The organism is Klebsiella sp. 141162 (assembly GCF_050600755.1).
GTDB lineage: Bacteria > Pseudomonadota > Gammaproteobacteria > Enterobacterales > Enterobacteriaceae > Klebsiella > Klebsiella aerogenes.
On the sequence record NZ_JAQIRI010000002.1, the window covers coordinates 38,620 to 62,395 of the forward strand.

Below are 23,776 nucleotides of genomic sequence, written 5' to 3' on the forward strand. Positions count from 1 at the left end.
CAGGTCGCTCGGACCGTAGCCCGGGTAAGGCGTAGCCGCTACCCGGGAAAACCCGCACGCCTGGCCTGCCAACTCCCCTCTCTCCTCTCAATGCAGAATCCCCCACGATTGACAAGTGAACCGCATCACAGCGGCGAACTTTATTGATTCCTGAAAGGAAAGAACCTGCGCCAATTCACCTTTTATTATTTCCGTTCCGTGTTTTATTGCTTCACGAATCGGCCAATTGTTTAATTCATGTAACGAAGAAATAATCCAATTGTTAATAGCATTTTGCTACGAACCCTGACCCTACAGCGTGATAACAACGACAGGCTAAAGCCACCGACGGGCAACCGTGCCCAGGAGATCACTCATGTTGAGCAACGTAAAGAAAAAAGATGTGCCGCTGATTGTCATCAGCCTGGCGGCCATTGTTTTCATCGCCGCTACATTAAGTCTCTTCCCCCAACAAACCGCGCAGGCGGCTAATTCGATTTTTAACGGCGTTACCCGCCTGCTGGGTTCCGCGGTACAGGTGCTGGTGCTGCTGGCGCTGGGACTGGTGTTGTATCTGGCCACCAGCAAATACGGCAATATCCGGCTCGGCGAAGGCAAAGCCGAATACAGCACTCTCTCATGGCTGTTTATGTTTATTTGCGCCGGACTCGGCTCCTCTACGCTCTACTGGGGTGTTGCCGAGTGGGCTTATTACTACCAGACCCCTGGCCTGAATATTGCGCCGCATTCAGCAAAAGCGCTGGAATACAGCATCCCCTACTCTTTCTTCCACTGGGGCATTAGCGCGTGGGCGACCTACACCCTCGCCTCGCTGATCATGGCCTATCACTTTCACGTGCGGAAAAATAAAGGCCTCAGCCTCTCCGGGATCATTTCGGCGATCACCGGCGTCAATCCGCAGGGCTTCTGGGGTCGCCTGGTTGACCTGATGTTCCTGATCGCCACCGTCGGCGCGTTAACCATTTCGTTGGTGGTCACAGCCGCCACCTTCACCCGCGGTCTGTCAGCTCTCACCGGACTGCCGGATAACTTCACCGTCCAGGCGTTTGTGATCCTGCTCTCCGGCGGTATTTTCTGCATGAGCTCGTGGATTGGCATCAATAACGGCCTGCAGCGACTGAGCAAAATGGTCGGCTGGGGAGCGTTCCTGCTGCCGTTAGTGGTATTACTGGTTGGTCCGACCGAATTCATCACCAATAACATCATCAACGCCATCGGTCTGACGAGCCAAAACTTTCTGCAGATGAGCCTGTTTACCGACCCGCTCGGCGATGGCGCCTTTACCCGCAACTGGACCGTCTTCTACTGGCTGTGGTGGATCTCCTATACCCCAGGCGTGGCGATGTTCGTCACCCGCGTCTCCCGCGGACGTAAGATTAAAGAGGTGATCTGGGGGCTTATCCTCGGCAGCACCGCCGGCTGCTGGTTCTTCTTCGGGGTGATGGAAAGCTATGCCATGCATCAGTTCGTCAACGGCGTGATTAACGTGCCGCAGGTGATGCAGTCCCTCGGCGGCGAAACCGCCGTCCAGCAGGTGCTGATGTCGCTGCCGGCGGGCAAGCTGTTCCTCGCCGCCTATCTGTTCGTGATGATCGTTTTCCTCGCCTCGCATATGGATGCGGTGGCCTACACCATGGCGGCGACCAGTACCCGTAACCTGCGCGAAGGCGAAGATCCGGATCGCGGCATGCGCCTGTTCTGGTGCGTGGTGATTACCCTCATCCCGCTATCGATTCTGTTTACCGGCGCTTCGCTGGAAACCATGAAAACCACCGTGGTGCTGACCGCCTTACCGTTCCTTGCCATTTTACTGATCAAGACCGGCGGCTTTGTACGCTGGCTAAAACAGGACTACGCCCACGTGCCTGTGCATCAGATAGAAACCCATACGCCCGAGCCGATCGTTAAAGCCGAGACGCTGCCGGTTGGCGCGGTACTTAAAGGCGACGGCCAGTCGCTGTAAAAAACGCTTACTGACAATAATCACAAGGTGACCCTACATGAGCAATTTAAGCCCTGACTTTACCCTGCCGATTAACTTTTGCGCCAATCCGCAGGACGCCTGGACCATTCCGGCCCGTTTTTACACCGACAGCCAGGCGTTTGAGCACGAGAAAGAGCGTATCTTCGCCAATAGCTGGATTTGCGTCGCCCACGGCAGCGAAGTCGCCAGGCCGAACGATTACATCACCCGGGAGATCATCGGCGAAAATATCGTTATCGTCCGCGGCCGCGACAACATTCTGCGCGCCTTCTATAACGTCTGCCCGCACCGCGGCCACCAGTTGCTGAGCGGTGAAGGTAAAGCCAAAAACGTGATTACCTGCCCCTATCACGCCTGGGCCTTCAAGCTGGACGGCAATCTCGCCCACGCCCGCAACTGCGAAAACGTAGCGAACTTCGATAGCGAAAAGGCAAAGCTTGTGCCGGTGCGCCTTGAAGAGTATGCCGGCTTTGTGTTTATCAATATGAACCCGCAAGCGGAGAGCGTGGAAACGCAGCTACCGGGACTGCAGGACAAAGTGCTGGAAGCCTGCCCGGATGTACATGAGCTGAAACTGGCGGCGCGCTTTACCACCCTTACCCCGGCGAACTGGAAAAATATCGTCGATAACTATCTGGAATGTTATCACTGCGGCCCGGCGCACCCGGGCTTCTCGGATTCCGTGCAGGTTGACCGTTACTGGCACACCATGCACGGCAAATGGACGCTGCAGTATGGCTTCGCCAAACCGTCCGAGCAGTCATTTAAATTCGAAGAAGGCACCGACGCCGCGTTCCACGGTTTCTGGCTGTGGCCGTGCACCATGCTCAACGTCACGCCGATCAAAGGCATGATGACCGTCATTTATGAGTTCCCGGTGGATGAAGAGACCACCCTGCAGAACTACGACATCTATTTCACCAATGAAGAGCTGACCGACGATCAGAAGGCGCTGATTGAGTGGTATCGCGACGTGTTCCGCCCGGAAGATTTACGCCTGGTGGAAAGCGTGCAGAAGGGGCTGAAGTCCCGCGGCTATCGCGGCCAGGGACGCATTATGGCGGATAACAGCGGCAGCGGTATCTCCGAGCATGGGATCGCGCATTTCCACAATCTGGTCGCCCAGGTGTTCCAGCCGTAATCGTTGAAGGAGTTGGCTATGTCCGTATTTCACTCAAATCTGTTTCGCCAGCAGGCGCTGATTGCCGGAAGCTGGCGCGACGCCGCCGACGGTACGACGCTTGCCGTCAGCAATCCCTCCACCGGCGAGGCGCTCGGCCAGATCCCCAATATGGGCCGGACGGAAGCGCAGCAGGCGGTGGATGCCGCCGCTGCCGCGCTGCCGGCATGGCGCGCGCTTACCGCCGCCCAGCGCGCCGCGCTATTGAAGAACTGGCACCGCCTGATCCTCGAAAACAAGTCCGCGCTGGCGCAGATTATGACCGCCGAGCAGGGCAAGCCGCTAGCGGAAGCGGAAGGCGAAATCGCCTATGCGGCCTCGTTTATCGAGTGGTTTGCCGAACAAGGGAAACGCGCCAACGGCGAGATAATCCCCTCCCCCGGCGCCGATAAACGCCTGATGGTGATCCGCCAGGGCGTGGGCGTCTGCGCGGCGATCACTCCGTGGAACTTCCCGGCGGCGATGATCACCCGTAAGGCCGGCCCGGCGCTGGCCGCGGGTTGTACGATGGTAATTAAGCCTGCCAATGAAACGCCGTTTACCGCGCTGGCGATGGCGGAACTGGCGAATCAGGCCGGGATCCCGCAGGGCGTCATTAACGTCGTAACCGGGCAGTCGCGTGAGATTGGCGCGGTGTTCACCGGCGATGAGCGGGTGCGTAAGCTCTCCTTTACCGGTTCGACCGAAGTCGGCCGCGTGCTGATGCGCCAGTGCGCGGAATCCATCAAAAAGCTCTCTTTAGAGCTCGGCGGTAACGCGCCGTTTATCGTCTTTGACGACGCCGATATCGATAAAGCGGTCGAGGGGGCGCTGATCGCCAAGTTCCGCAACGCCGGGCAAACCTGCGTCTGCGTAAACCGTTTCTATATTCATCGCGCCGTCTACGACCAATTCTGCGATAAGTTCGTCGCCCGCGTCGCCGCCTTGAAAGTCGGCGATGGTAGCGAGTCCGATGTCCAGATTGGCCCGCTTATCAACGCCGATGCCGGACGCAAAGTCCAGTCCCTGCTCGACGACGCGCTCACCCGCGGCGCCACGCTGTTAACCGGCGGTAAAGCGCATCCGCTGGGCGGTAATTTCTTCACCCCTACGGTTATCGGCGACGTACAGCCGGGGTCACTGCTGCTGCAGGAAGAGATTTTCGGCCCGGTGGCCGCGCTGGTGAAATTTGAGGATGAGCAAGAGGTCATTGAGCAGGCCAATAACACCATCTACGGCCTCGCCTCCTATTTTTACAGCAACGATGCCGCCCGTATCTGGCGCGTCTCCGAACAGCTGGAATACGGCATGGTCGGCATCAATACCGGGCTGATTTCTAATGAAGTCGCGCCATTTGGCGGAGTGAAACAGTCGGGTCTTGGCCGCGAAGGGTCGGAACACGGTATCGAAGATTACCTGGAGATGAAGTATCTCTGCCAGGGGTTGTAACTGTATTCTCCCGGCGGCGGCTCTGGCCACGCCGGGATTTTTGATGGAGTTCAGCGATGTCTGATTATCAAATGTTTGAGACGATCGTTCGCGATGTTGAACAGATCACCGCCCAGGTTAAGCGTTTTACGCTGGTCTCGTCGACCGGCGCCCCGCTGCCGGAGTTCAGCGGCGGCAGCCATATAATCGTCCAGATGCAGGATGGCGAGCAGCGCTACAGCAATGCCTATTCGCTAATGAGCTCGCCGCTGGATACCGCCAGCTGGCAGATTGCGGTGCGTCTCGAGTCGCCTTCCAAAGGCGGCTCGCGTTTTATGCACCAGCAGGTGCGCCCGGGCGATACCCTGACGGTGTCCCCCCCCAACAACCTGTTCGCCATCGAGCCACAGGCGCGCAAGCATCTGCTGATTGCCGGCGGCATCGGCATTACGCCCTTCTTATCGCATATTCCGGAACTGGAACAGCGCCAGGCCGACTGGCAGCTGCATTACTGTTTTCACGACGCCGACAGTAATGCTTTCGTCGATACGCTTCGCGCCGCGCCGTGGCGCGACCGGGTCAATATTCACATCTCAGCGCTCGGCAGCCGTCTCGATCTGTCGCGCCTGTTCGCCGACATCGAGCCCGGAACCCACGTCTATACCTGCGGCCCGGCTGCACTTAACGAGGCGGTGAAAGCCGCCGCCGAACGGCATCAGGTTCCCGCCAGCCAGCTGCACTTTGAGCAATTTATCCTTGAGGATAAAGGCGGAGAGGCATTTACGCTGGTGCTGGCGCGTTCCGGACGCGAATTTACCGTGCCGCAGGACATGACCATTCTGCAGGTTATTGAGAATAACAAAGCGGCGAAGGTGGAATGCCTGTGCCGCGAAGGAGTATGCGGCACCTGCGAAACGATGATTCTCGAGGGTGAAGCCGACCACCGCGATCAGTACTACAACGATGAAGAGAAAGCCAGTCAGCAGAGTATGCTGATCTGCTGCTCACGCGCTAAAGGCGGCCGGTTAGTGCTGGATTTATAGCACGCTCTCCGGCCAGCGGCGCTGGCCGGAGAGACAATCACAGTTCCAGCTCGCGGCGCAGCAGTTCGGCGATATCCTCGGGGCTTGCCGCATTCACCAGAGCGGTACGAAAACCCTCATGCATAATCCGCCGTGCCAGGCGTGAGAAGATCCGCATATGCTGGTCACCCGCCGAGTGTTTGTTCAGCGTCAGCATAATGACAAACTGCGCTTCTTCATCGCCCCACATCACCGGTTGCGCCAGCCGCGCGACGCTGATGGTCGACTGTTCAATATGCTCGGATTTACTGTGCGGAATGGCGAAGCTAAAGCCCAGACCGGTGGAGAACACCGCCTCGCGGGCCCACAGATCAGCTTCCAGCTTACGCGGATAGCGGCAACGCCCGGCCAACAGCAGATTGTCGGTCATCCCTTTCAGAACTTCTTCTTTACTGCGCCAGTCGCTATTAAGCGTAATGCACTGGGTACTCACCAGCGGAACATCCTGCTGACGCATGCGGAACTGGGCCAGCAGATGTTCCACTTCCAGCGAAGTACGGCACTGCATCGCCTGATTCAGCAGCTGGCGGCAGGCGCGGCTATCCAGTTGCGCCAGGCGCGCCTTGGTCGCCGGGATTGCCGGCGCGCTCATACTCAATTCATCTAAACCGAGGCCAACCAGCAGCGGCAGCACCGACCCTTTCGCCCCCAGCTCGCCGCACAGGCCAATCCATTTCCCCTGACGATGCACCGCCTGCACGGCATAGTCCAGCGCGCGCAGGAAGGCCGGATTCAGGCTGTTGTAGTGGCGCGTTACTTTAGCGTTATCGCGATCGACCGCCAGCAGATACTGTGTTAAGTCGTTACTGCCGATGCTAAAGAAATCGATCTCTTCACAACACTGATCGATGATAAACATCACCGACGGTACCTCCAGCATGATACCGAGCGGGATCTTTTCATCAAACGGGATCTGTTCGGCGCGCAGCGACTGCTTGGCCTCCGCCAGCCGCTCTTTCACCCACAGAATCTCCTCCATTGATGAAATCATCGGGATCATAATTTTCAGCGAGCCATGCGCCGAGGCGCGTAAAATCGCCCGCAGTTGAGTATGAAACAGCGCCTGATACTCTTCATAAATGCGCACCGCGCGGTAGCCGAGGAACGGATTGTTTTCCGCCGGAATATTGAGATACGCCACCGGCTTATCGCCGCCGATATCCATGGTCCGCACGATAATGCTGCGGCCGTTGGCCGGCTCCAGCGCCTGACAAAAGATGTTGTAGAGCTCATTTTCCGACGGCGCGCCAGGGCGGTCCATATACAACATTTCGGTGCGGAACAGCCCAACCGACTGCGCGCCGTTATTGAATGCCGCCACCGCTTCCACCGAATGCGCGATATTGGCGGCAATCTCGACGCGGATACCGTCTTGCGTCTGCCCGGCTTTATCGAGCCAGACCTGCTGCTGTTGCTGAATTTGCTCCTGTAGCCAGGCCTCCTGCTGATAATAACGCGCCACCGCTGGGCTGGGGTCCACCACCAGCAGCCCGGCATTACCGTCTATCTGTACCTGGGTATCGACCCACGGCAGCAGCGCCGGCAGGTCAACCCCCACCAGGGTAGGAATATTGAACGAACGGGCCAGAATGACAGTATGTGAAGTGGTGCCACCGCTGCGCAGCAGTAGCCCTTTCAACTGCGACTTATCCAGTTCCAGAAACTGGCTTGGGGTCAGTTCATCGGCAAGACAAATAGCCGCTTCCCGCAGTTGTCCCGGTGCCGGAAAGCGGTCTTCACCGTAAATATGCTGCAATAGCTGGAAACAGACGTCGCGGACATCCAGCACTCGTTCCTGCAGATAGCTGTTGCCGGAATCGCGGAACTGGGCGCAGAAGTGGTCGCCGGTGGCGACAATAGCCTGCGCGCAGCTAAGGCCGGTAAGAATACCGCCAAGTAGGTGCTGGCGCAGGGAAGCATCGGTCGCCAGCGAACGGTGAGCTTGCAGAATCGCGCTGGCGGTGCCGTCATTGTCCAGCAACCGCAGATCGATATCCTGCACCAGCAGACGCAAACCGTTATCCAGCGCCGTCTGCTCCTGTTCAAGGCCGGCGGCGACGGGCAGTTCGCCAAGGTCGTGAAGATCGCGTGATTTGAGATGAACCAGCTTACCGCCCGCACTGCCGGCGCAGACCGGGCGCGCAGGAAACAGCGTTGGATTCAGCCGCGACAGCGATTCCGGTACCGGCTCGATATCCAACGCTTGCGCGGCAGGTAGCGGCGCATCGCAGTGCGGAAACTCATTTTCGATAAACGCGGTTAACGCGGCAAATGCTTCGGCTTCATCCTCACCGCTGATAATCAGCTGACAGGCGTCGCCCTTGAGGGTGTTACTACCAATGATCGCCAGCGCGCTTTTCGCATTCCCGCGACCGTCGCTACGCAGATTCCGCCACTCAACCGCCGATGAAAAGCGGTTACACAGCGTTTCGACCAGGCTTGCCGGGCGCGCATGCACGCCATTTGGCAAATCACATATGAATTCAATTACCAGTGCCATCGCCTTCCTCCTGAGCAATGCGTTATTTCAGCCAAAGGTAATGAAAGAAGGCGCAATGAACTACGTGATAAAACTGGCAATTACTGGACTATTGTACACATACATCTTTTTTATGCTCACCATCACAATTCATCAGCCAGGACATACATAACCCTCTTCACAGCTAAGATTTGAGGTTGATCGCAATTCCTTTCTCACCTTACAAATATCCAGTAAATGCACTTTTTCTCTACTATTTTATACCCCGCCCTTTTTCTAATGTTGAAGCATCAATACTGTCACGGGCCACACAGCGCTCAGGAGCAAGCAATGAACGAACTGGTGCAAATACTAAAAAATACTCGCCAGCATCTGATGACCGGCGTCTCACACATGATCCCCTTCGTCGTCTCGGGCGGGATCCTACTGGCGGTGTCCGTCATGTTGTATGGCAAAGGCGCGGTGCCCGATGCCGCCACCGACCCTAATCTGAAGAAGCTCTTTGATATCGGCGTCGCCGGGCTGACGCTGATGGTGCCTTTTCTTGCCGCCTATATCGGCTACTCCATTTCTGACCGCGCCGCGCTGGCCCCTTGCGCCATTGGCGCCTGGGTGGGCAACAGCTTCGGCGCCGGCTTCTTCGGCGCGTTGATAGCCGGCATGATTGGCGGTCTGGTGGTCTATTACCTGAAAAAAATCCCCGTACATAAAGTTCTGCGCTCGGTGATGCCGATTTTCATCATTCCCATCGTCGGCACCTTTATCACCGCCGGGATCATGATGTGGGGGCTCGGCGAGCCGGTAGGCGCGCTGACCGCAAACCTGACCAGTTGGCTGCAAGGGATGCGCGAAGGCAGCATCGTGGTGCTGGCCATCATTATGGGCCTGATGCTGGCTTTTGATATGGGCGGCCCGGTCAACAAAGTGGCCTACGCCTTTATGCTGATTTGCGTCTCTCAGGGCGTCTACAGCGTCGTGGCAATCGCCGCGGTCGGCATCGCCGTACCGCCGCTGGGCATGGGGCTGGCGACGTTGATTGGCCGTCAATATTTTACCGCCGAAGAGCGTGAAACCGGCAAGGCCGCGCTGGTGATGGGCTGCGTCGGCGTGACCGAAGGCGCCATCCCCTTTGCCGCCGCCGACCCGCTGCGCGTTATTCCCGCCAACATGATTGGCGCCGCCTGCGGCTGCGTTACCGCCGCGCTGATGGGCGCGCAGTGCTATGCCGGCTGGGGCGGGCTTATCGTGCTGCCGGTGGTCCAGGGCAAACTCGCCTTTGTCACCGCACTCTTTGTCGGCGCCTGCGTCAGCGCGGCCTGTGTCATCACTCTGAAAGCATTCACCAAAAAGAAACCGTCCGACGCCCAGGACGACGATGAATTAGATCTTGATTTCGAAATTAACTAACAGACTGGAAGGAACACCTTATGACCCACATTATCGCCGTTACCGCCTGCCCATCGGGCGTCGCTCATACCTATATGGCCGCCGAGTCGCTGGAAAGCGCCGCCAAAGCCAAAGGTTGGCAGGTTAAGGTAGAGACCCAGGGTTCCATTGGTATTGAGAACGAACTTACGGCGGAAGAGATCGCCGCTGCCGATATGGTCATCCTGACCAAAGACATCGGCATTAAGTTTGAAGAACGCTTTGCCGGGAAAACCATTGTGCGCGTCAACATCAGCGATGCGGTAAAACGCGCAGACGCCATCATGAACAAGATAGACAGCCACCTTTCCCAGAACGCCTGAAGCCCAAAAGAGGCGCTATGCGCCTCTCAGACTGCTGACAAAGAAGGAAAAAGCGTGGTTTTTCCTTCTTTGTGGTTATCAGACGAAAATCAATAAATTGATTTTCCTTGTTATTTGCCTGGTGCAATTTGCAAGCTCAATGATTGCATGAGGTTTGTCATTAATCTCAGAGGCGCTACGCGCCTCTTAGCCACAACATGGAGTTTGTCATGACGAATCGTACTCAACGCCTGAAAGCCAGCCTGTTCGCCCAGCCGCGCGAAATCTCCCTTGAACGCGCATTGCTCTATACCGCCAGCCATCGGCTGACGGAGGGGGAGCCGGTGATTATCCGCCGGGCGAAAGCCACGGCGTGGATCCTCGATAAGGTGGCCATTTCGATTCGTGATGATGAACTGATTGCCGGCAACCGCACCGTCAAACCACGTGCGGGGATCATGTCGCCGGAGATGGACCCCTACTGGCTGCTCAACGAGCTCGACGCCTTCCCGACCCGCCCGCAGGACCGCTTCGCGATAAGTGAAGAAGATAAGCGGATTTACCGCGAAACGCTGTTCCCTTACTGGGAAAAGCGTTCGATGAAAGATTTCATTAACGGTCAAATAACCGAGGAGGTCAAGGCCGCGATCGGCACGCAGATTTTCAGCGTTAATCAGACGGATAAAGGCCAGGGCCATATTATTATCGACTATCCGCGGCTGCTGAATCATGGCCTTGATGCGCTGATCGCCGAGCTGAAATCACACTGCGCCCGGCAGCCTGATAACCACTTTTATCAGGCGGTCCTGATCTTACTTGAAGCTTCGCAGCGTCATATTTTGCGCTACGCCACGCTGGCGGAAGAGATGGCCGCCAACTGTACGAATGCCCGGCGTCAGCAGGAGCTGGCAACCATCGCCGCCATCTCACGCCATAACGCGCAGCATCGGCCGCAGGATTTTGCCCAGGCCTGCCAGCTGTTCTGGTATATGAATATTATTTTGCAGTACGAGTCCAACGCCAGCTCGATTTCGCTCGGACGCTTTGACCAGTACATGTTGCCTTTTTATCAGGCATCGCTGAATCAGGGTCAGGATCCCGCGTATCTCAAGGAGCTACTGGAGTCGCTATGGGTGAAGTGTAACGATATCGTTCTGCTGCGTTCGTCCAGCAGCGCGCGCTATTTCGCCGGTTTTCCCACCGGCTACACCGCCCTGCTTGGCGGACTGACGGAAACCGGGCGTAGTGCGGTAAACGTACTGTCCTTTCTTTCTCTCGATGCTTACCAGAATGTGCAGCTACCGCAGCCAAATCTGGGCGTGCGGGTCAATGAGCTGATTGACCGCCCGTTCCTGCGCAAAACCGCTGAGACCATTCGCCTGGGTACCGGGATCCCGCAGATTTTCAACGATGAAGTGGTCGTCCCGGCCTTCCTTAACCGCGGCGTGTCGCTGGAAGATGCCCGCGATTACGCGGTGGTCGGCTGCGTAGAGCTCTCTATTCCAGGGCGCACCTACGGCCTGCACGATATCGCGATGTTTAATCTGCTGAAGGTGATGGAAATTGTGCTGCAGGAAAATGAACATCAGCCTGAAGTCAGCTGGGACGGTCTCATCAGCCAAATCCGCGACAAAATCCGCTATTACATCAAGCTGATGGTCGAGGGCAGCAACATTTGCGATATCGGACACCGCGACTGGGCTCCGGTCCCCCTGCTGTCATCCTTTATCGAAGATTGCGTGCAGCACGGCAAAGATATCACCGCAGGCGGCGCGCGCTATAACTTCTCCGGCGTTCAGGGTATCGGAATCGCTAACCTGAGCGATTCGCTGCACGCGCTGAAGGGCATGGTCTTCGAGCAACAGCGCCTCAGCTTTGCCGAACTGATGGCGGTACTGAAAGCCAACTTCCGCACGCCGGAAGGAGAAAAAATCCGCGCCCGTTTGATCAACCGTTACGAGAAATACGGCAACGATATCGACGAAGTGGATAATATTAGCGCCGATCTGCTGCGTTTTTACTGTAAAGAGGTAGAACGGTATCTAAACCCGCGCGGCGGCCATTTCACCCCAGGCTCCTATACCGTATCCGCGCATGTGCCGCTGGGCTCGGTGGTCGGCGCGACGCCGGACGGCCGGTTGGCCGGCGAACAGCTGGCGGACGGCGGCCTGTCGCCAATGGTTGGGCAGGATGCCCAGGGGCCGACGGCGGTGCTGAAATCGGTCAGCAAACTGGATAATTATCTGCTATCGAACGGTACGCTGCTGAACGTCAAATTCACCCCGGCAACGCTTGCCGGCGACAGCGGCCTGAACAAACTGGCAGACTTTTTACAGGCCTTCTGCAAGCTCAAACTGCAGCATATCCAGTTTAACGTGGTCAACGCGGACACGCTGCGTGAAGCGCAGCAGCGGCCGCAGGATTTTGCCGGTCTGGTGGTGCGCGTCGCAGGTTACAGCGCCTTCTTTGTTGAGCTGTCAAAGGAGATACAGGATGACATTATCCGCCGCACCGCGCATCAGCTGTGAGGTCATCGAAACGCGCGCCGATACGGCGCGCATTTTTAACCTCCAACGCTACTCGCTTAATGACGGGCAAGGGATCCGCACGGTGGTGTTTTTCAAAGGCTGCCCCCACACCTGCCCGTGGTGCGCCAATCCTGAATCGATCTCGCCAAAGATCCAGACCGTGCGCCGGGAGAGTAAATGCCTGCGCTGCACGCGCTGCCTGCAGGACGTCGCCGAGTGTCCCTCCGGGGCATGGGAGCAGATTGGCCGGGATGTTACGCTCGATGCCCTGCTGCGCGAGGTGCTTAAGGACGAGGTCTTCTTCCGCGCCTCCGGCGGCGGCGTCACCCTGTCTGGGGGCGAAGTGCTGATGCAGGCCGTGTTTGCCGCCCGCTTCCTCCAGCACCTGCGCCACTGGGGGGTGCGCACCGCTATCGAGACCGCGGGCGACTGCGCCTTTAGCCGTTTTCTCCCGGTGGCCGAAGCCTGTGACGAAATACTGTTTGATTTGAAAATCATGAATAGCGAGCAGGCCCATTCACTACTGCAGATGAATCAGCCGCGAGTGCTGGACAACTTCCGTCAGTTGGCCATCCGCAAAATGAATCTTATCCCGCGCGTGCCGCTGATCCCTGGCTACACGATGAACACGGAGAATTTTAAGCAGATCTTAAAGTTCCTCGCGCCGTTCGGTCTGACGGAGATTCATCTGTTGCCGTTTCATCAATATGGCGAGGCGAAATACCGTCTGCTGGGTAAAACCTGGCCGCTGGCCAACGTCAACGCTCCCCGAGAGGCGGATATTAATCCTTATCAAGCGCTGGCTGAAGCAGCAGGATATCACGTCACTATCGGCGGTTAACGCCTGGAGGATGTTATGGACTTCAACATTGTCGCGGTGACCGCCTGCGTGAGCGGGGTTGCACATACCTATATGGCAGCCGAGCTACTGGAAAAAGTCGGTCATCATGAAAAATGGTCTCTGAAAGTGGAAACCCAGGGCGCGCTCGGCGTGGAAAACCGAATTAGCGAAGAGGATATTGCCCGCGCCACGGTGGTGTTACTGGTAACCGATATCGAAATCGATGGCGCTCAACGCTTTGACGGACTCCGTACCATTAAAACCAGTATCGCCACATTCCTGTTGCAGCCACAGCAGATTGTCAAAGCCGTTAATAGCATTATGAAAAAGCCGGTCGTTTACCTGGAAGTTCCCTGACCGGCCACGGCGTTTATTGCACGTCGAGCAGCCACTTTTGCGCGGGTGTCAGGCGGCTCGCCGTTTCTGGCGTCAGCCAGCGCTGCTGGTCCTGCTGCGCGGTATCAGCACGATCAATATATAAGCCATGAAGCACGCGCCTTCTGCTGCCTTCACGATTGCGGGTGCCGCCGTGCCAGGCATGCGCGTTATAAATCATTACGCTGCCGGCCGGCGCGGCAAAAACAATTTCATCAGGATGCGTCTTTTCCGGATCCGCCAAAACCTCTTCCGGCAGCTCCGGGCGCAGATGGGTCGCGGGAATAATCCGCGGCGCGCCGTTGGCGGCGCTCAAATCATCAATAGCCCATATCGTATTGACCAGATGCACTTTCGGGAAGTCTACCCGCGGCTTTTTCCAGTCGGCGTGCAGCGGTTGATGACCACCGTTATACAGCGCCTCGCGGGCATTAAGGCTGGAAACTTTAAACGCGCCATTAAAAATATAACGACAGGCGGAAAGAATGAGCGGATGCGACCACACCTTCTCCCAGATAACACCCTTGTTGATGAGGTTGGCAATACGCGTCGCCGTCGCCTCCTGATGGTGTTCCATCGCCAGATTCTCGCCTTCACGTTCCACCAGCGCGTCAATGCGCTCGCGTATCTCGCTCAGCCACTGAGGATCAACGACGTTGTGCACCACGGTATAGCCAAGCGTATCAAGTTCATGTTTCATTTGGTCGCTTAGCGTCCGGGTCGCGCCAAGCGCCTCCAGATGAATCATCGATTGTGAGTCCATATTGCCTTCCTTTTAACTTTTAGATAACACAATCAAACTCTACGATGCGGCCAACGACCAGGCAGGAAGGAAAAACTACGAAAAACTGGATATCCGTACGCCAGACACAAAAATGTGAGCCTTATCAATAATTGCCGATGGGTAAATTCGTTGAAAATATTCACCCATTTAATAATGCATCCGCCGCGCGCCGTAAGGCGGAACATCAGGATAAAAAAGATTATAATCAACGAGATAATTTTAACTCGGGGTCGACAGGATGATTGATGATCTGGCGGGCATACTAAATCGTTTAGTTAATCAAAAAGATAGGCTGCAGGTCCGCTTTCCGGAGCCGGATATTCCCGTTCCGGCGCTGGCGTTGAAGGTGCCCTTCCCGCGTCTGGAAATCGTCCTTGAAGGCGAGCTCCATGATCAGGGTCTACCGCTATCCGCGGCGGTTTTAGCCACTTCGCAGGTACTCTACGTACAGGCGGGAAAGTGGACGCTACCCGAGTGGAACGGTCCGGCGGCCACGCTCAGCATTTTATTTGGCCGCCAAAAGCTCGGCTTTTGCATTCAGCGCTGGGACGGTAAAAAACTACATACTGAAAAGCAAAACGTCGCCCGACTGGGCCCCCGCGTTGGCTCCTATCTGCTGCTGGCGTTGAATGAAGTCTGCCTGCAACCTGACCCAATAACCGCCCGGCTGGTGGTTTCCGCGCTGTTAAGCCACTGCCTTGAACAACTTGTCGGTCTGGAAATGCGCGTTAGCCGCAGCCGCGATCTGTTTTTAGCGGTTCAGGATTATCTGCAAGAAAATCTTAGCCAGCCGCTGACCCGCGAATCGGTTGCCAGACGCTTTCATATTACCCCGAACTATCTTTCGCATATATTTCAGAAATCGGGTTCAGTGGGCTTTAATGAATATCTAACCGCCGTGCGGCTGGAAAAAGCCAAGCAACTATTACGCGGTTACGATTTAAAAGTAAAAGAAATTGCGCATAATTGCGGCTTTATCGATAGCAACTATTTTTGCCGGGTGTTTAAACGTAATACCGAACGTTCACCTTCGGAATATCGTCGCCACTGCCGTAGCGCGCAGCAGCGTTAATCATCTCAGGGGAAATAAGAATGGACTGACCCCGCGGAAATATTCCAACGACCTACCACTCCATGGCGACGAGATCAGTGGCGCGGATACTAATGCGTTCGCGGGTAGTGTAATTAGCACAATGTGCTACATCAGCAGCTAATTAACGCATCTCCGCGCCAAATCAATTTTTATCCCAGCTGAGCGGTCAGCTTTTAGCCGCTATGCGCAAAATATCCGCGCCGGGCCAATAATCTCCAGGCGAACCGGAGCGCCTGTTTGCCAGGCGGCCTGGCTGACGGTTTTCAGCACCAGCGGCATTGATTGCCCCGCTACCGTCACCGTCAGCGTCGAGATATGGCCGGCGAAATCGACATCTACGATGCGAAAGGCGCTCTCCTGCGGCCCGCACGGCGACACCCGCAGTTGCTCCGGGCGCAGCATTACGCGTCCGCGGCCGCTGGCGTGAGGATTGTCAGTCGGTAACTCGCCGATGGCGCAACGCGCGCGCCCCTCCGTGAGCTCGGCGTCGAGCACCAGCGCATCGCCAAGAAACAGCGCGGTGGCCTCGTCAACCGGGCGCGAATAGACCTCGAACGGGGTTCCTACCTGAGTAAAACGCCCCTGCCGCATCACCGCGACCTGGCTTGCAAACGACAGCGCCTCCGTCTGATCGTGAGTAACCAGAATCGACGCCACCCCAGCCTCGGCCAGCAGGTCGGCGGTGGCTTTGCGCGTCGCCGCACGCAGCCCGGTATCCAGCGCCGAGAAAGGTTCATCCAGCAGCATCAGCGATGGCCGCTGGGCCAGCGCGCGCGCCAGCGCAACCCGCTGCTGCTGGCCGCCGGAAATTTCATGCGGCCAGTGGCTCGCTAATGTCGAATCTAACGCCACCATTTCCATCAGCGCGGCGACCCGGCGGCGTTTCTCTTCGCGACCGCAATCGAGCCCCCAGGCGATATTGTCCGCGACGTTAAGATGGGGGAACAGCGCCCCTTCCTGCGGCACGAAACCGATCCCACGCTGATGCGCCGGCACAAACACGCCGTCGGCAAACAGGGTGTTGCCCTGCAGAACGATTCGCCCGTGATCCGGGGTTTCAAAACCGGCAAGAATTCGCAGCAGCGTGGTTTTACCGGAACCCGACGGGCCGACAATGGCGGTACGGCTTCCCGGCGCCACGGTCAGATTAAGGTTATCGAGCACCAGCGCGTCGGCGAAAGATTTCGAGATAGAAGACAATTCCAGCATGTTACAACCCTGCAATTTTTTTCGACTGCACATAAAGAACCGCCGTCAGCGGTAGCGAAATCACGATCATCAGCATCGCATAAGGCGCCGCGGCGACGTAGTCGATCTCGCTGGTTAACGCCCAAAAACCGGTCGACAGCGTGCGGGTGCCTAGCGGCGACAGCAGCAACGTCGCGGTAAGCTCGTTGCTCACGCCAAGAAACACCAACGCGGCGCCAGCGGCCGCTCCCGGCGCGGCAAGACGCATGGTGACGCTCCATAAGGCGCGGGCCGGACTGCGCCCAAGGCTACGGGCGACGTTTTCCAGCTCAACTGGCGCCTGGGCGATACCGGCGCGCAGGTTAATTAACGCTCGCGGCATGAACATCAGCAGGTAAGCCAGAAACAGCGTCACTTCGGTCTGATACACCGGGCGGGCATAGTGGATAGTCACCGTCACCAGCGCCAGCGCGGTAACGATACCCGGCAGTGAGCTGGTGATGTAATTACAGCCCTCCAGCAGGCGGAACAGCCGGCGCGGATAACGCACGCCGAGCCAGGCGATAGGAATCGCGCAGGCGGTGGTCAGCAGCGCGCCGCCCGCGCCCAGCATCAGGGTCTGGCGTAGCGAATGCCAGAGATCGGCATGCAGCCAGTTCTCCACCCCGCCGAGCCATAGCCAGCGGCACAGCACCAGCAGCGGGACGCCCATCGCCAGCATCACCAGCGTCAGCAGCAGCAGTTGCGCGGCCCATGCGGCCACGTTCCCCAACGGACGTCGCTTCTGCTCGCGCGCCGCGCCTGCGCCGATGCGCGCGTAGCGCGCTTTACCGCGCGAAACGCTCTCCAGTAGCAGGATCGCCAGGCAGCACAGCGCCAGCACTCCCGCCAGCATATTCGCCGCCGGGCCGCTAAAGGTGGACTGGAACTGGTCATAAATGGCGGTAGTGAAGGTGTCGAAGCGAATCATCACATACAGGCCATATTCCGCCAGCAGATGCAGCGCCACCAGCAGCGCGCCGCCGCAGATAGCCAACCGCAGTTGCGGCAGCACCACGCGGAAGAAAACCTTCCACGGCGGCGTGCCCAACGAGGCGGCAACATCTTCCAGCGTCGGGTCGAGACGACGGAGCACCGCCGCCACCGGCATGTAGATAAAGGGATAGTAGGCCAGCACGGAGAGGAACACCCCGGCGGACAGACCGTGGAGCGAAGGAACCGCGCTGACCCAGGCATAGCTCTGGACAAATGCCGGGATAGCCAGCGGCGCGACAGCCAGCGCCGACCACAGCTGACGCCCGGCAAGCACGGTGCGTTCAGTAAGCCAGGCCACCGCCACGCCCAAGGCGATGCAAATAGGCACCGCCAGCAGCGTCAGCCATAGCGTATTGCTGAGCAGTTCAGCCACCCGCGGGCGAAACACCAGTGCTTTTATGGTCGGCCAGCCGGTCTCAATTCCTACGGCGGCCACAAAACCTAACGGCAGTAACGCCATTAGCGAAAACAGTACAGCTAAGGCAACCATCGGAAATGCAGGACGCCTGCGCTCGGGCAGGCGTCCTGTTTTCTTTCCGAGTACCAGACTCAGAGCAGACATAGATAAATCACTTCAGCATCAAATTACAGCAGGCCCGCCTGGGTCATCAGGTCGATCACTTTCTTGCTATTGAGCGTTGACGGTTCAACCTTCGGCGCATCCAGCTCTTTCAGCGGCGTCAGTTTCGGGTTAGAGGCGGCATTCACGCCCACCGCATATTCGAAGGCGTTATTGGTGCGCAGCTCATCCTGACCCTGCTTGCCGGTGATCCATTTGATAAAGGCCTGCGCCTGCTCTTTATGTTTGCTGGAAGCCAGTACGCCGCCGCCGGAGATACTCACGAAAGCGCCCGGATCCTGATTTTTGAAATAATAAAGTTTGGTGTTTTTGCTGTTCTCACCGGTTTTCGCCTGGTCGACAAAGCGGTAATAGTGGTAGATCACCCCACCGTCGATTTGACCGGCGTTGACCGCTTTCATTACCGTGCTGTTGCCTTTGTAGGCCACGAAGTTCGTTTTCATCGCCTTCAGCCAGTCGAGGGTCGCTTTTTCACCCTTCAACGCCAGCATGGCGCTGACGATAGCCTGGAAGTCGGCACCCGATGGGGAAGCGGCCCAGCGCCCTTTCCACTCAGGTTTCGCCAGATCCATCAGCGAATGCGGCAGCTGAGATTCGCTGATTTTCGCCGGGTTATAGACGAAAACGGTGCTGCGGGCGGCAATGCCAATCCAGCGGCCGTGCTCGGGACGATACTGCGGGGCGACCTGATTCAGCGTTGCGGCATCCAGCGGCGCAAACAGTTTGGCGTTATCGACCAGCACCATGGAAGGCGAGTTTTCGGTCAGGAAGACATCCGCCGGCGAGGCTGACCCCTCCTGCACCAGTTGATTACCCAATTCGCTATCGTCGCCGTTGCGCAGCGTGACCTTAATACCGGTTTCTTTGGTAAAGCCGTCAACCCAGGATTTCACCAGGTTTTCGTGCTGGGCGTTATACACCACAATGCCGTCGCCATTGTCAGCAGCCATAACCTGCGGAGCGGTAAACAGAGCCGTCGCAGCGAGCATCGCCGCGCAATATGCCGATAAGCGGAAATTCATAAGCTAATCCTTAGTATGGGTAGTCGAAAAGCCGTGGAGAAACCGGGCTGGCACGGATTAAATCACAGAGGAATGTGAATGATAATGAAAACAATTACCATCATTTTAAAAAAGTGAAAAACACCGCCAATTAGAATTTCCTGATGACAAAATGCTTATTTCGACGCGCGACTGAAACAAACCTTAAGACAACATTAAGCCAACAGGTTTAAATATTATCGCTGTTTAAAATCTTGATCGTCTTCACAGATTCTCCCCGCGACACGGCAACGGACCGCTGTTTGCCGGATGAAACCATCACTCTTGCCAATAATTTTAAATGAGAATGATCTTGATAATCATTCTCAATATCACATATCATCCTGTTCCAGCAGCAAGATACGAAGAAAAGACGACTAAAAAGCCGAAAATGGATATTTTATGTTTAAGGAAACCCTTTTAAACACTCTGGTTATAGGCTGCGCGTTGCTCATGAGCGCCTGTCACAGCCCGGTTTATCCCCTCTCCCCTGCCGGGGAGGGCGCGCTGGTAGAGCAGGCGGATATTCGTGATACCGCCAGCGGGCGCTCCCTGACGCCGCAACAATTGCTGAACCAACTCGCCCAGGCGCCGCTGGTTATTGTTGGCGAAGAACATACCAACACCCAGCATCACCAGATTGAGCGCTGGTTGCTGCAGAACCTTCACACCCTTCGCCCGCAGGGTAGCGTGCTGATGGAGATGATCGACCTAAGCCAGCAGGAAGCGGTTAATCGGGTCAAGCAGGCCAGCCTCAGCGGGACGACCGTTTCCGCCACTCGCGCGGCGGAAACGCTGCGCTGGAATCCCGGCTGGCCGTGGGCGCTTTATCGCGACGTCGTGATGACCGCGCTGCAAGCGCCTTATCCGCTGCTGGCAGCCAATCTCAGCCGCCAGCAGGTGAGCGACATCTATCAGCATCCCACGTTTCCCCGCGGAACGCTCTCCAACAGCCCGCAGGTACATGAATCGCTATCGGCCATTATCTATCTGATGCATAACGGGCAAATCGATGGCGAGCAGGTCACTTCCATGCTCGCCATCCAGCAGCAGCGCGATCGCCTGATGGCGACGCAAATGAAAGCCGCGCCGCGCCCGGCGCTGCTGATTGCCGGCGGCTATCATGCGGCCAAAGATATTGGCGTACCGCTGCATCTGGCCGACCTCAGGGCGGAAAAACCGCTGGTGTTGCTGCTGACCACCGACGGCGCCACGCCGACGGCGAAGCAGGCTGATTATGTCTGGTCGGTAGCGGCAGAAAAATGAATATCCCTCTCTCCACGCCATTAATAGCGTCGCGTCCCCGCTGGTTCGCGGGGACAACGGCCAGCGTGCTGGGCCATCTGGCGCTGGCGGCGCCTTTTATCATTCACTTCGCCTCGCCGCCGGATGTCGCCCCCCCTGCCGCGGTGATGGTAGAGTTCGCGCCGGAACTGGAAGTGTCATTTATTCACCCCGAGCTGCCGCCGGGCGTCACCCAGCAGCGCAAAGTCGAGGCGATGACCGAGCAGGAAACCGCCGCGGTGAAAGAGGCGCCGAAGCTGCTCATTCATGACAATGCGCAAATAAAGCTCTCCGCCAGCAAACCCGAACCGCAGCGGAAAAAGAAAATCGAGGTTAAAAAACAGTCCCGCCGCCAGCAGCAAGAGGAAAAGGGTAACTCAACCATCACCAGCTTCGCCGCGCCCCCGGCGCCAGCCGCCCTCACTCAGCGTACCACCGCGCCGCTCGATAGCGATGCCGCACGCCTGAGCGACAACAAGATCAGTTGGGAATCGCTGGTGAAAGGCAAAATCAACAAAATGCGCCACTACCCGGAAGATGCGCGCCGCCGTAAACGTACCGGTACCGCCATTATTACCTTCAGCGTCAACGAACGCGGCGAGGTGTTGCAATCGCAGTTGGTGAACTCTTCAGGGACCCATTCTCTGGATCGCGCCGCGCTGATGGCGCTGGAAAATGCGCGTCCGCTTCCGCCGCCGCCAAAAGAGCTGCTGCGTAACGGTATAAATAAGGTCACGCTGCCGGTGGAATTCGGCTTATTAAAAATATAAACCCCAGGTTCCCTGTTATTTATTCAGGCAACCCGGACGTTATTTATAACGGTCACTGACCGCTGATGTTTTTTTATTTTGGGCAATGTGTCATCGCACTTAGCAATAAGCGCGATGCACGCTGCTGCCCTTTTTGTGCGTTAAATATTTATTACCTCAGGATTTGATTATGGAAAAATCACAGCTCATTAAGGGGCTCGTCACCGGGCTCCTTATCGTCAACGGCCAGGCTTTCGCCGCCGAAAGCGAAGGAGAATCGGTTTTCTCTCCTATCACCATTACCGATAACCCGCTGGCGGAGAATGCCGGCCAGGTCGGCTCCTCAGAGGAGAGCTATACCCGTCCCGGCGCCTACAGCTCGCGAACGCTCAATAAGAATCTGCAAAGCCTCGACGCCTCGCTGCGCAGCATGGCGGGCACCTATACGCAAATCGACCCGCTGCAGGGCACCATCAGCGTCAATATTCGCGGTATGAACGGGCTGGGCCGGGTCAACACCATGGTGGATGGCGTCACCCAGACCTTCTTCGGCATGGCGCCGGCTAACTATCACGGCGGGGCGAATACCGCCGCCGGAGTGCCGCTGGACCCTAACTTTCTGGCCGAAGTGGATATCACCCGCGGCAATAGCGCCGGTTCGCAAGGCGTCAACGCGCTGGCGGGCAGCGCCAACCTGCGTACGATCGGTATCGATGATGTGTTAAAACCGGGGCATCAAGTCGGCCTGCTGTCGCGTTTTTCCGTGGGCGATAACGGACTCGGCCGTACCGGTATGGTAACGGTAGCCGGCAAAACCGACACCTTCGATAACGGCGGCGGCCTTGGCGCGCTGCTCGGCATCAGCGGCACCCGCACCTATGCGACCTATAAAAACGGCGGCGGACGCAGCAGCGAAGAGTTTATCGGCGAAGATAATAAATATCTGCGCCAGGAGCCGCGCTCGCAGCTGTACAAAATCAATTTCAACGTCGATCAATTTAACCGCTTCGAGTTTTCCGGGCGTAATTATCGCAATAGTTTTACCCGTCGCGATATTAGCAGCGACGACTACTATCTGCGCTATAACTATGCGCCGCTCAATGAACTGGTCGAGTTTAATGTCCTGGCCAGCACCAGCCGCGGCAATCAGGCATATAAACCGGAGTCGCTGTATAATTTTAACGACTCCTCGACCACCAATAAGTCCAACGCGCTGGACGTGAACAACACCAGCCGTTTTCGTATTACCGACGATCTGTATGCCGCTTTCCAGCTAGGCGGCAAGTTAATGGACACCCGCTATTCCCGCCGCTTCGTGCAGGATAACGAGACCGACCATAACGCCTTTGCCCCGGCGGGCAAACAGAAGATCGCCTCGCTCTATAGCGGGCTGACATTAAACAAGGATATTTATCAGCTCGATCTTAATCTCAACTATACCCGTAGCCGGGTACAGGGCTATAAACCGGCCTGTGCAGATAACGAAAAATGCTTCCCGCAAGGGGCAACCCAGCTCAACGTCAAAGATAACGGTTTTAATCCCTCGGCGACCTTCTCCGCTCAGGTAACGCCATGGCTGCAGCCGTTTGTCAGTTGGAGCCGTTCCTCGCGGGCGCCGAACGTCCAGGAAGTGTTCTTCGCCAACGAGGGCGGCGCATCGATGAATCCGTTCCTGAAGCCGGAAAAAGCCGAGACCTGGGAGGCCGGTTTTAACGTTATCAAACAAGGATTATTGAGCGAGCAGGATAGCCTTCATCTGAAAGCGCTTACCTACCGCTCGCGGATTAAAGATTACATCACCAGCGAATCCTTCCTGCTGTGCAGCAACGGCGGGCTGTGTAAAGATGTCGCCAATGCTTCGCCGGATTTCAACGCCAATATCTCGGTTAACGTCACCTCGCCGGTGACCACCGAGGGCTATGAGATTGAAGCCGGATACGACATCGGTTTTGCCTACGCCAATGTGTCGTGGAGCAAGCAGCGCACCGATCAGCCCACCTCTATTGCCAGCACGGTCTATAGCTTCGCCTATAGCGACCTGAGCGATCTCCCCAGCAGCTACGCCACGGTGGATGTCGGCGGGCGCCTGTTCGATCGCAAACTCACCGTCGGCAGCCTGGTGAAATTCACCGGTAAATCAAAACGCCTGAGTACCGAAGGCATTAGCCTCGACACCAATACGGTGCCTAAAGAGAGCATGCCGAATATCCCGACCATTATCGACCTCTATAGCAGCTGGCAGATGACCGAGAACGTGCTGCTGCGCTTTAGCGTACAGAACGTAACGAATCGTGACTACTCCGAAGCGTTAAACCGTATGAACCAGAGTCTCGATAACGCCAAAGAGGGCGCGTCTGTTAACACCACCGCCCGCGGCCGCACCTATATTTTCGGCGGCGAAATCCAGTTCTGAGCCCTAT

The 23,776-nt window shown here is 57.0% G+C and carries 18 protein-coding genes; 13 read left to right on the plus strand and 5 right to left on the minus strand.

All coding sequences use genetic code 11. From position 1 onward, the window contains the following. Positions 1-355 precede the first annotated feature (355 nt). The 4 genes from PGR23_RS07750 to PGR23_RS07765 are packed head-to-tail and all read left to right on the plus strand — an operon-like array spanning position 356 to position 5,614. On the plus strand, positions 356-1,963 hold the full coding sequence (locus PGR23_RS07750; RefSeq protein ID WP_032714225.1) for a BCCT family transporter: 1,608 nt from the start codon (positions 356-358) through the stop codon (positions 1,961-1,963). Between the two features lie 37 nt (positions 1,964-2,000). Continuing rightward, on the plus strand, positions 2,001-3,125 hold the full coding sequence (yeaW, locus tag PGR23_RS07755) for a carnitine monooxygenase, oxygenase subunit YeaW (protein ID WP_045397447.1): 1,125 nt from the start codon (positions 2,001-2,003) through the stop codon (positions 3,123-3,125). Positions 3,126-3,143: 18 nt separating this feature from the next. Next, positions 3,144-4,592, plus strand: a complete 1,449-nt coding sequence (locus tag PGR23_RS07760) for an NAD-dependent succinate-semialdehyde dehydrogenase (RefSeq protein ID WP_047043609.1) — start codon at positions 3,144-3,146, stop codon at positions 4,590-4,592. A gap of 56 nt (positions 4,593-4,648) precedes the next feature. Then, positions 4,649-5,614, plus strand: coding sequence for a PDR/VanB family oxidoreductase (locus PGR23_RS07765; protein WP_396279776.1), 966 nt, complete (start codon positions 4,649-4,651; stop codon positions 5,612-5,614). A gap of 37 nt (positions 5,615-5,651) precedes the next feature. Here PGR23_RS07765 and ptsP read toward each other — a convergent pair whose 3' ends face one another. Beyond that, complete coding sequence (gene ptsP / locus PGR23_RS07770) at positions 5,652-8,153, minus strand: phosphoenolpyruvate--protein phosphotransferase (RefSeq protein WP_047065405.1); 2,502 nt, start codon at positions 8,151-8,153, stop codon at positions 5,652-5,654. A gap of 309 nt (positions 8,154-8,462) precedes the next feature. On the opposite strand from ptsP, the gene PGR23_RS07775 reads away from it, so the two are divergent. From PGR23_RS07775 to PGR23_RS07795, 5 genes are all read left to right on the plus strand, one after another. After that, positions 8,463-9,539, plus strand: coding sequence for a PTS fructose transporter subunit EIIC (locus PGR23_RS07775; protein WP_047043613.1), 1,077 nt, complete (start codon positions 8,463-8,465; stop codon positions 9,537-9,539). Between the two features lie 20 nt (positions 9,540-9,559). After that, positions 9,560-9,880, plus strand: coding sequence for a PTS fructose-like transporter subunit IIB (locus tag PGR23_RS07780; RefSeq protein WP_032711368.1), 321 nt, complete (start codon positions 9,560-9,562; stop codon positions 9,878-9,880). Between the two features lie 209 nt (positions 9,881-10,089). Beyond that, on the plus strand, positions 10,090-12,387 hold the full coding sequence (locus tag PGR23_RS07785) for a formate C-acetyltransferase (RefSeq protein ID WP_315709945.1): 2,298 nt from the start codon (positions 10,090-10,092) through the stop codon (positions 12,385-12,387). Next, positions 12,353-13,228, plus strand: a complete 876-nt coding sequence (locus PGR23_RS07790; RefSeq protein WP_396279777.1) for a [formate-C-acetyltransferase]-activating enzyme — start codon at positions 12,353-12,355, stop codon at positions 13,226-13,228. Before PGR23_RS07785 ends, PGR23_RS07790 begins: the two co-directional genes overlap by 35 nt. 15 nt (positions 13,229-13,243) lie before the next feature. Continuing rightward, entirely contained in the window at positions 13,244-13,585 is a 342-nt protein-coding gene (locus PGR23_RS07795) for a PTS fructose-like transporter subunit IIB (RefSeq protein WP_047043619.1), read from the plus strand. 13 nt (positions 13,586-13,598) lie between these two features. On the opposite strand, the gene PGR23_RS07800 is transcribed toward PGR23_RS07795, so the two are convergent. Next, positions 13,599-14,366 carry a phytanoyl-CoA dioxygenase family protein gene (locus PGR23_RS07800; RefSeq protein WP_213797477.1) on the minus strand — a complete coding sequence of 256 codons (768 nt, stop codon included), beginning with the start codon at positions 14,364-14,366 and terminating at the stop codon, positions 13,599-13,601. A 259-nt stretch (positions 14,367-14,625) separates the two neighbouring features. Between PGR23_RS07800 and PGR23_RS07805 the strand changes: the two genes are divergently transcribed. Beyond that, a complete protein-coding gene (locus PGR23_RS07805; RefSeq protein ID WP_047065416.1) occupies positions 14,626-15,459 on the plus strand; it encodes a helix-turn-helix transcriptional regulator in 834 nt (277 codons plus the stop codon). A gap of 201 nt (positions 15,460-15,660) precedes the next feature. Here PGR23_RS07805 and PGR23_RS07810 read toward each other — a convergent pair whose 3' ends face one another. Genes PGR23_RS07810 through PGR23_RS07820 form a run of 3 tightly spaced genes read right to left on the minus strand, consistent with a single transcriptional unit; the run spans position 15,661 to position 19,305 of the window. Next, a complete protein-coding gene (locus tag PGR23_RS07810; RefSeq protein WP_047043625.1) occupies positions 15,661-16,689 on the minus strand; it encodes an ABC transporter ATP-binding protein in 1,029 nt (342 codons plus the stop codon). Position 16,690: 1 nt separating this feature from the next. Continuing rightward, positions 16,691-18,265, minus strand: coding sequence for an ABC transporter permease (locus PGR23_RS07815; RefSeq protein ID WP_316422541.1), 1,575 nt, complete (start codon positions 18,263-18,265; stop codon positions 16,691-16,693). 23 nt (positions 18,266-18,288) lie between these two features. Then, positions 18,289-19,305, minus strand: a complete 1,017-nt coding sequence (locus PGR23_RS07820) for an iron ABC transporter substrate-binding protein (RefSeq protein WP_045397430.1) — start codon at positions 19,303-19,305, stop codon at positions 18,289-18,291. 420 nt (positions 19,306-19,725) lie between these two features. Between PGR23_RS07820 and PGR23_RS07825 the strand changes: the two genes are divergently transcribed. From PGR23_RS07825 to PGR23_RS07835, 3 genes are all read left to right on the plus strand, one after another. After that, complete coding sequence (locus tag PGR23_RS07825) at positions 19,726-20,589, plus strand: ChaN family lipoprotein (RefSeq protein ID WP_047043632.1); 864 nt, start codon at positions 19,726-19,728, stop codon at positions 20,587-20,589. Continuing rightward, entirely contained in the window at positions 20,586-21,377 is a 792-nt protein-coding gene (locus PGR23_RS07830; protein WP_226473616.1) for an energy transducer TonB, read from the plus strand. Before PGR23_RS07825 ends, PGR23_RS07830 begins: the two co-directional genes overlap by 4 nt. A gap of 169 nt (positions 21,378-21,546) precedes the next feature. Next, complete coding sequence (locus PGR23_RS07835) at positions 21,547-23,769, plus strand: TonB-dependent receptor domain-containing protein (RefSeq protein WP_047043634.1); 2,223 nt, start codon at positions 21,547-21,549, stop codon at positions 23,767-23,769. Positions 23,770-23,776: the final 7 nt, after the last annotated feature.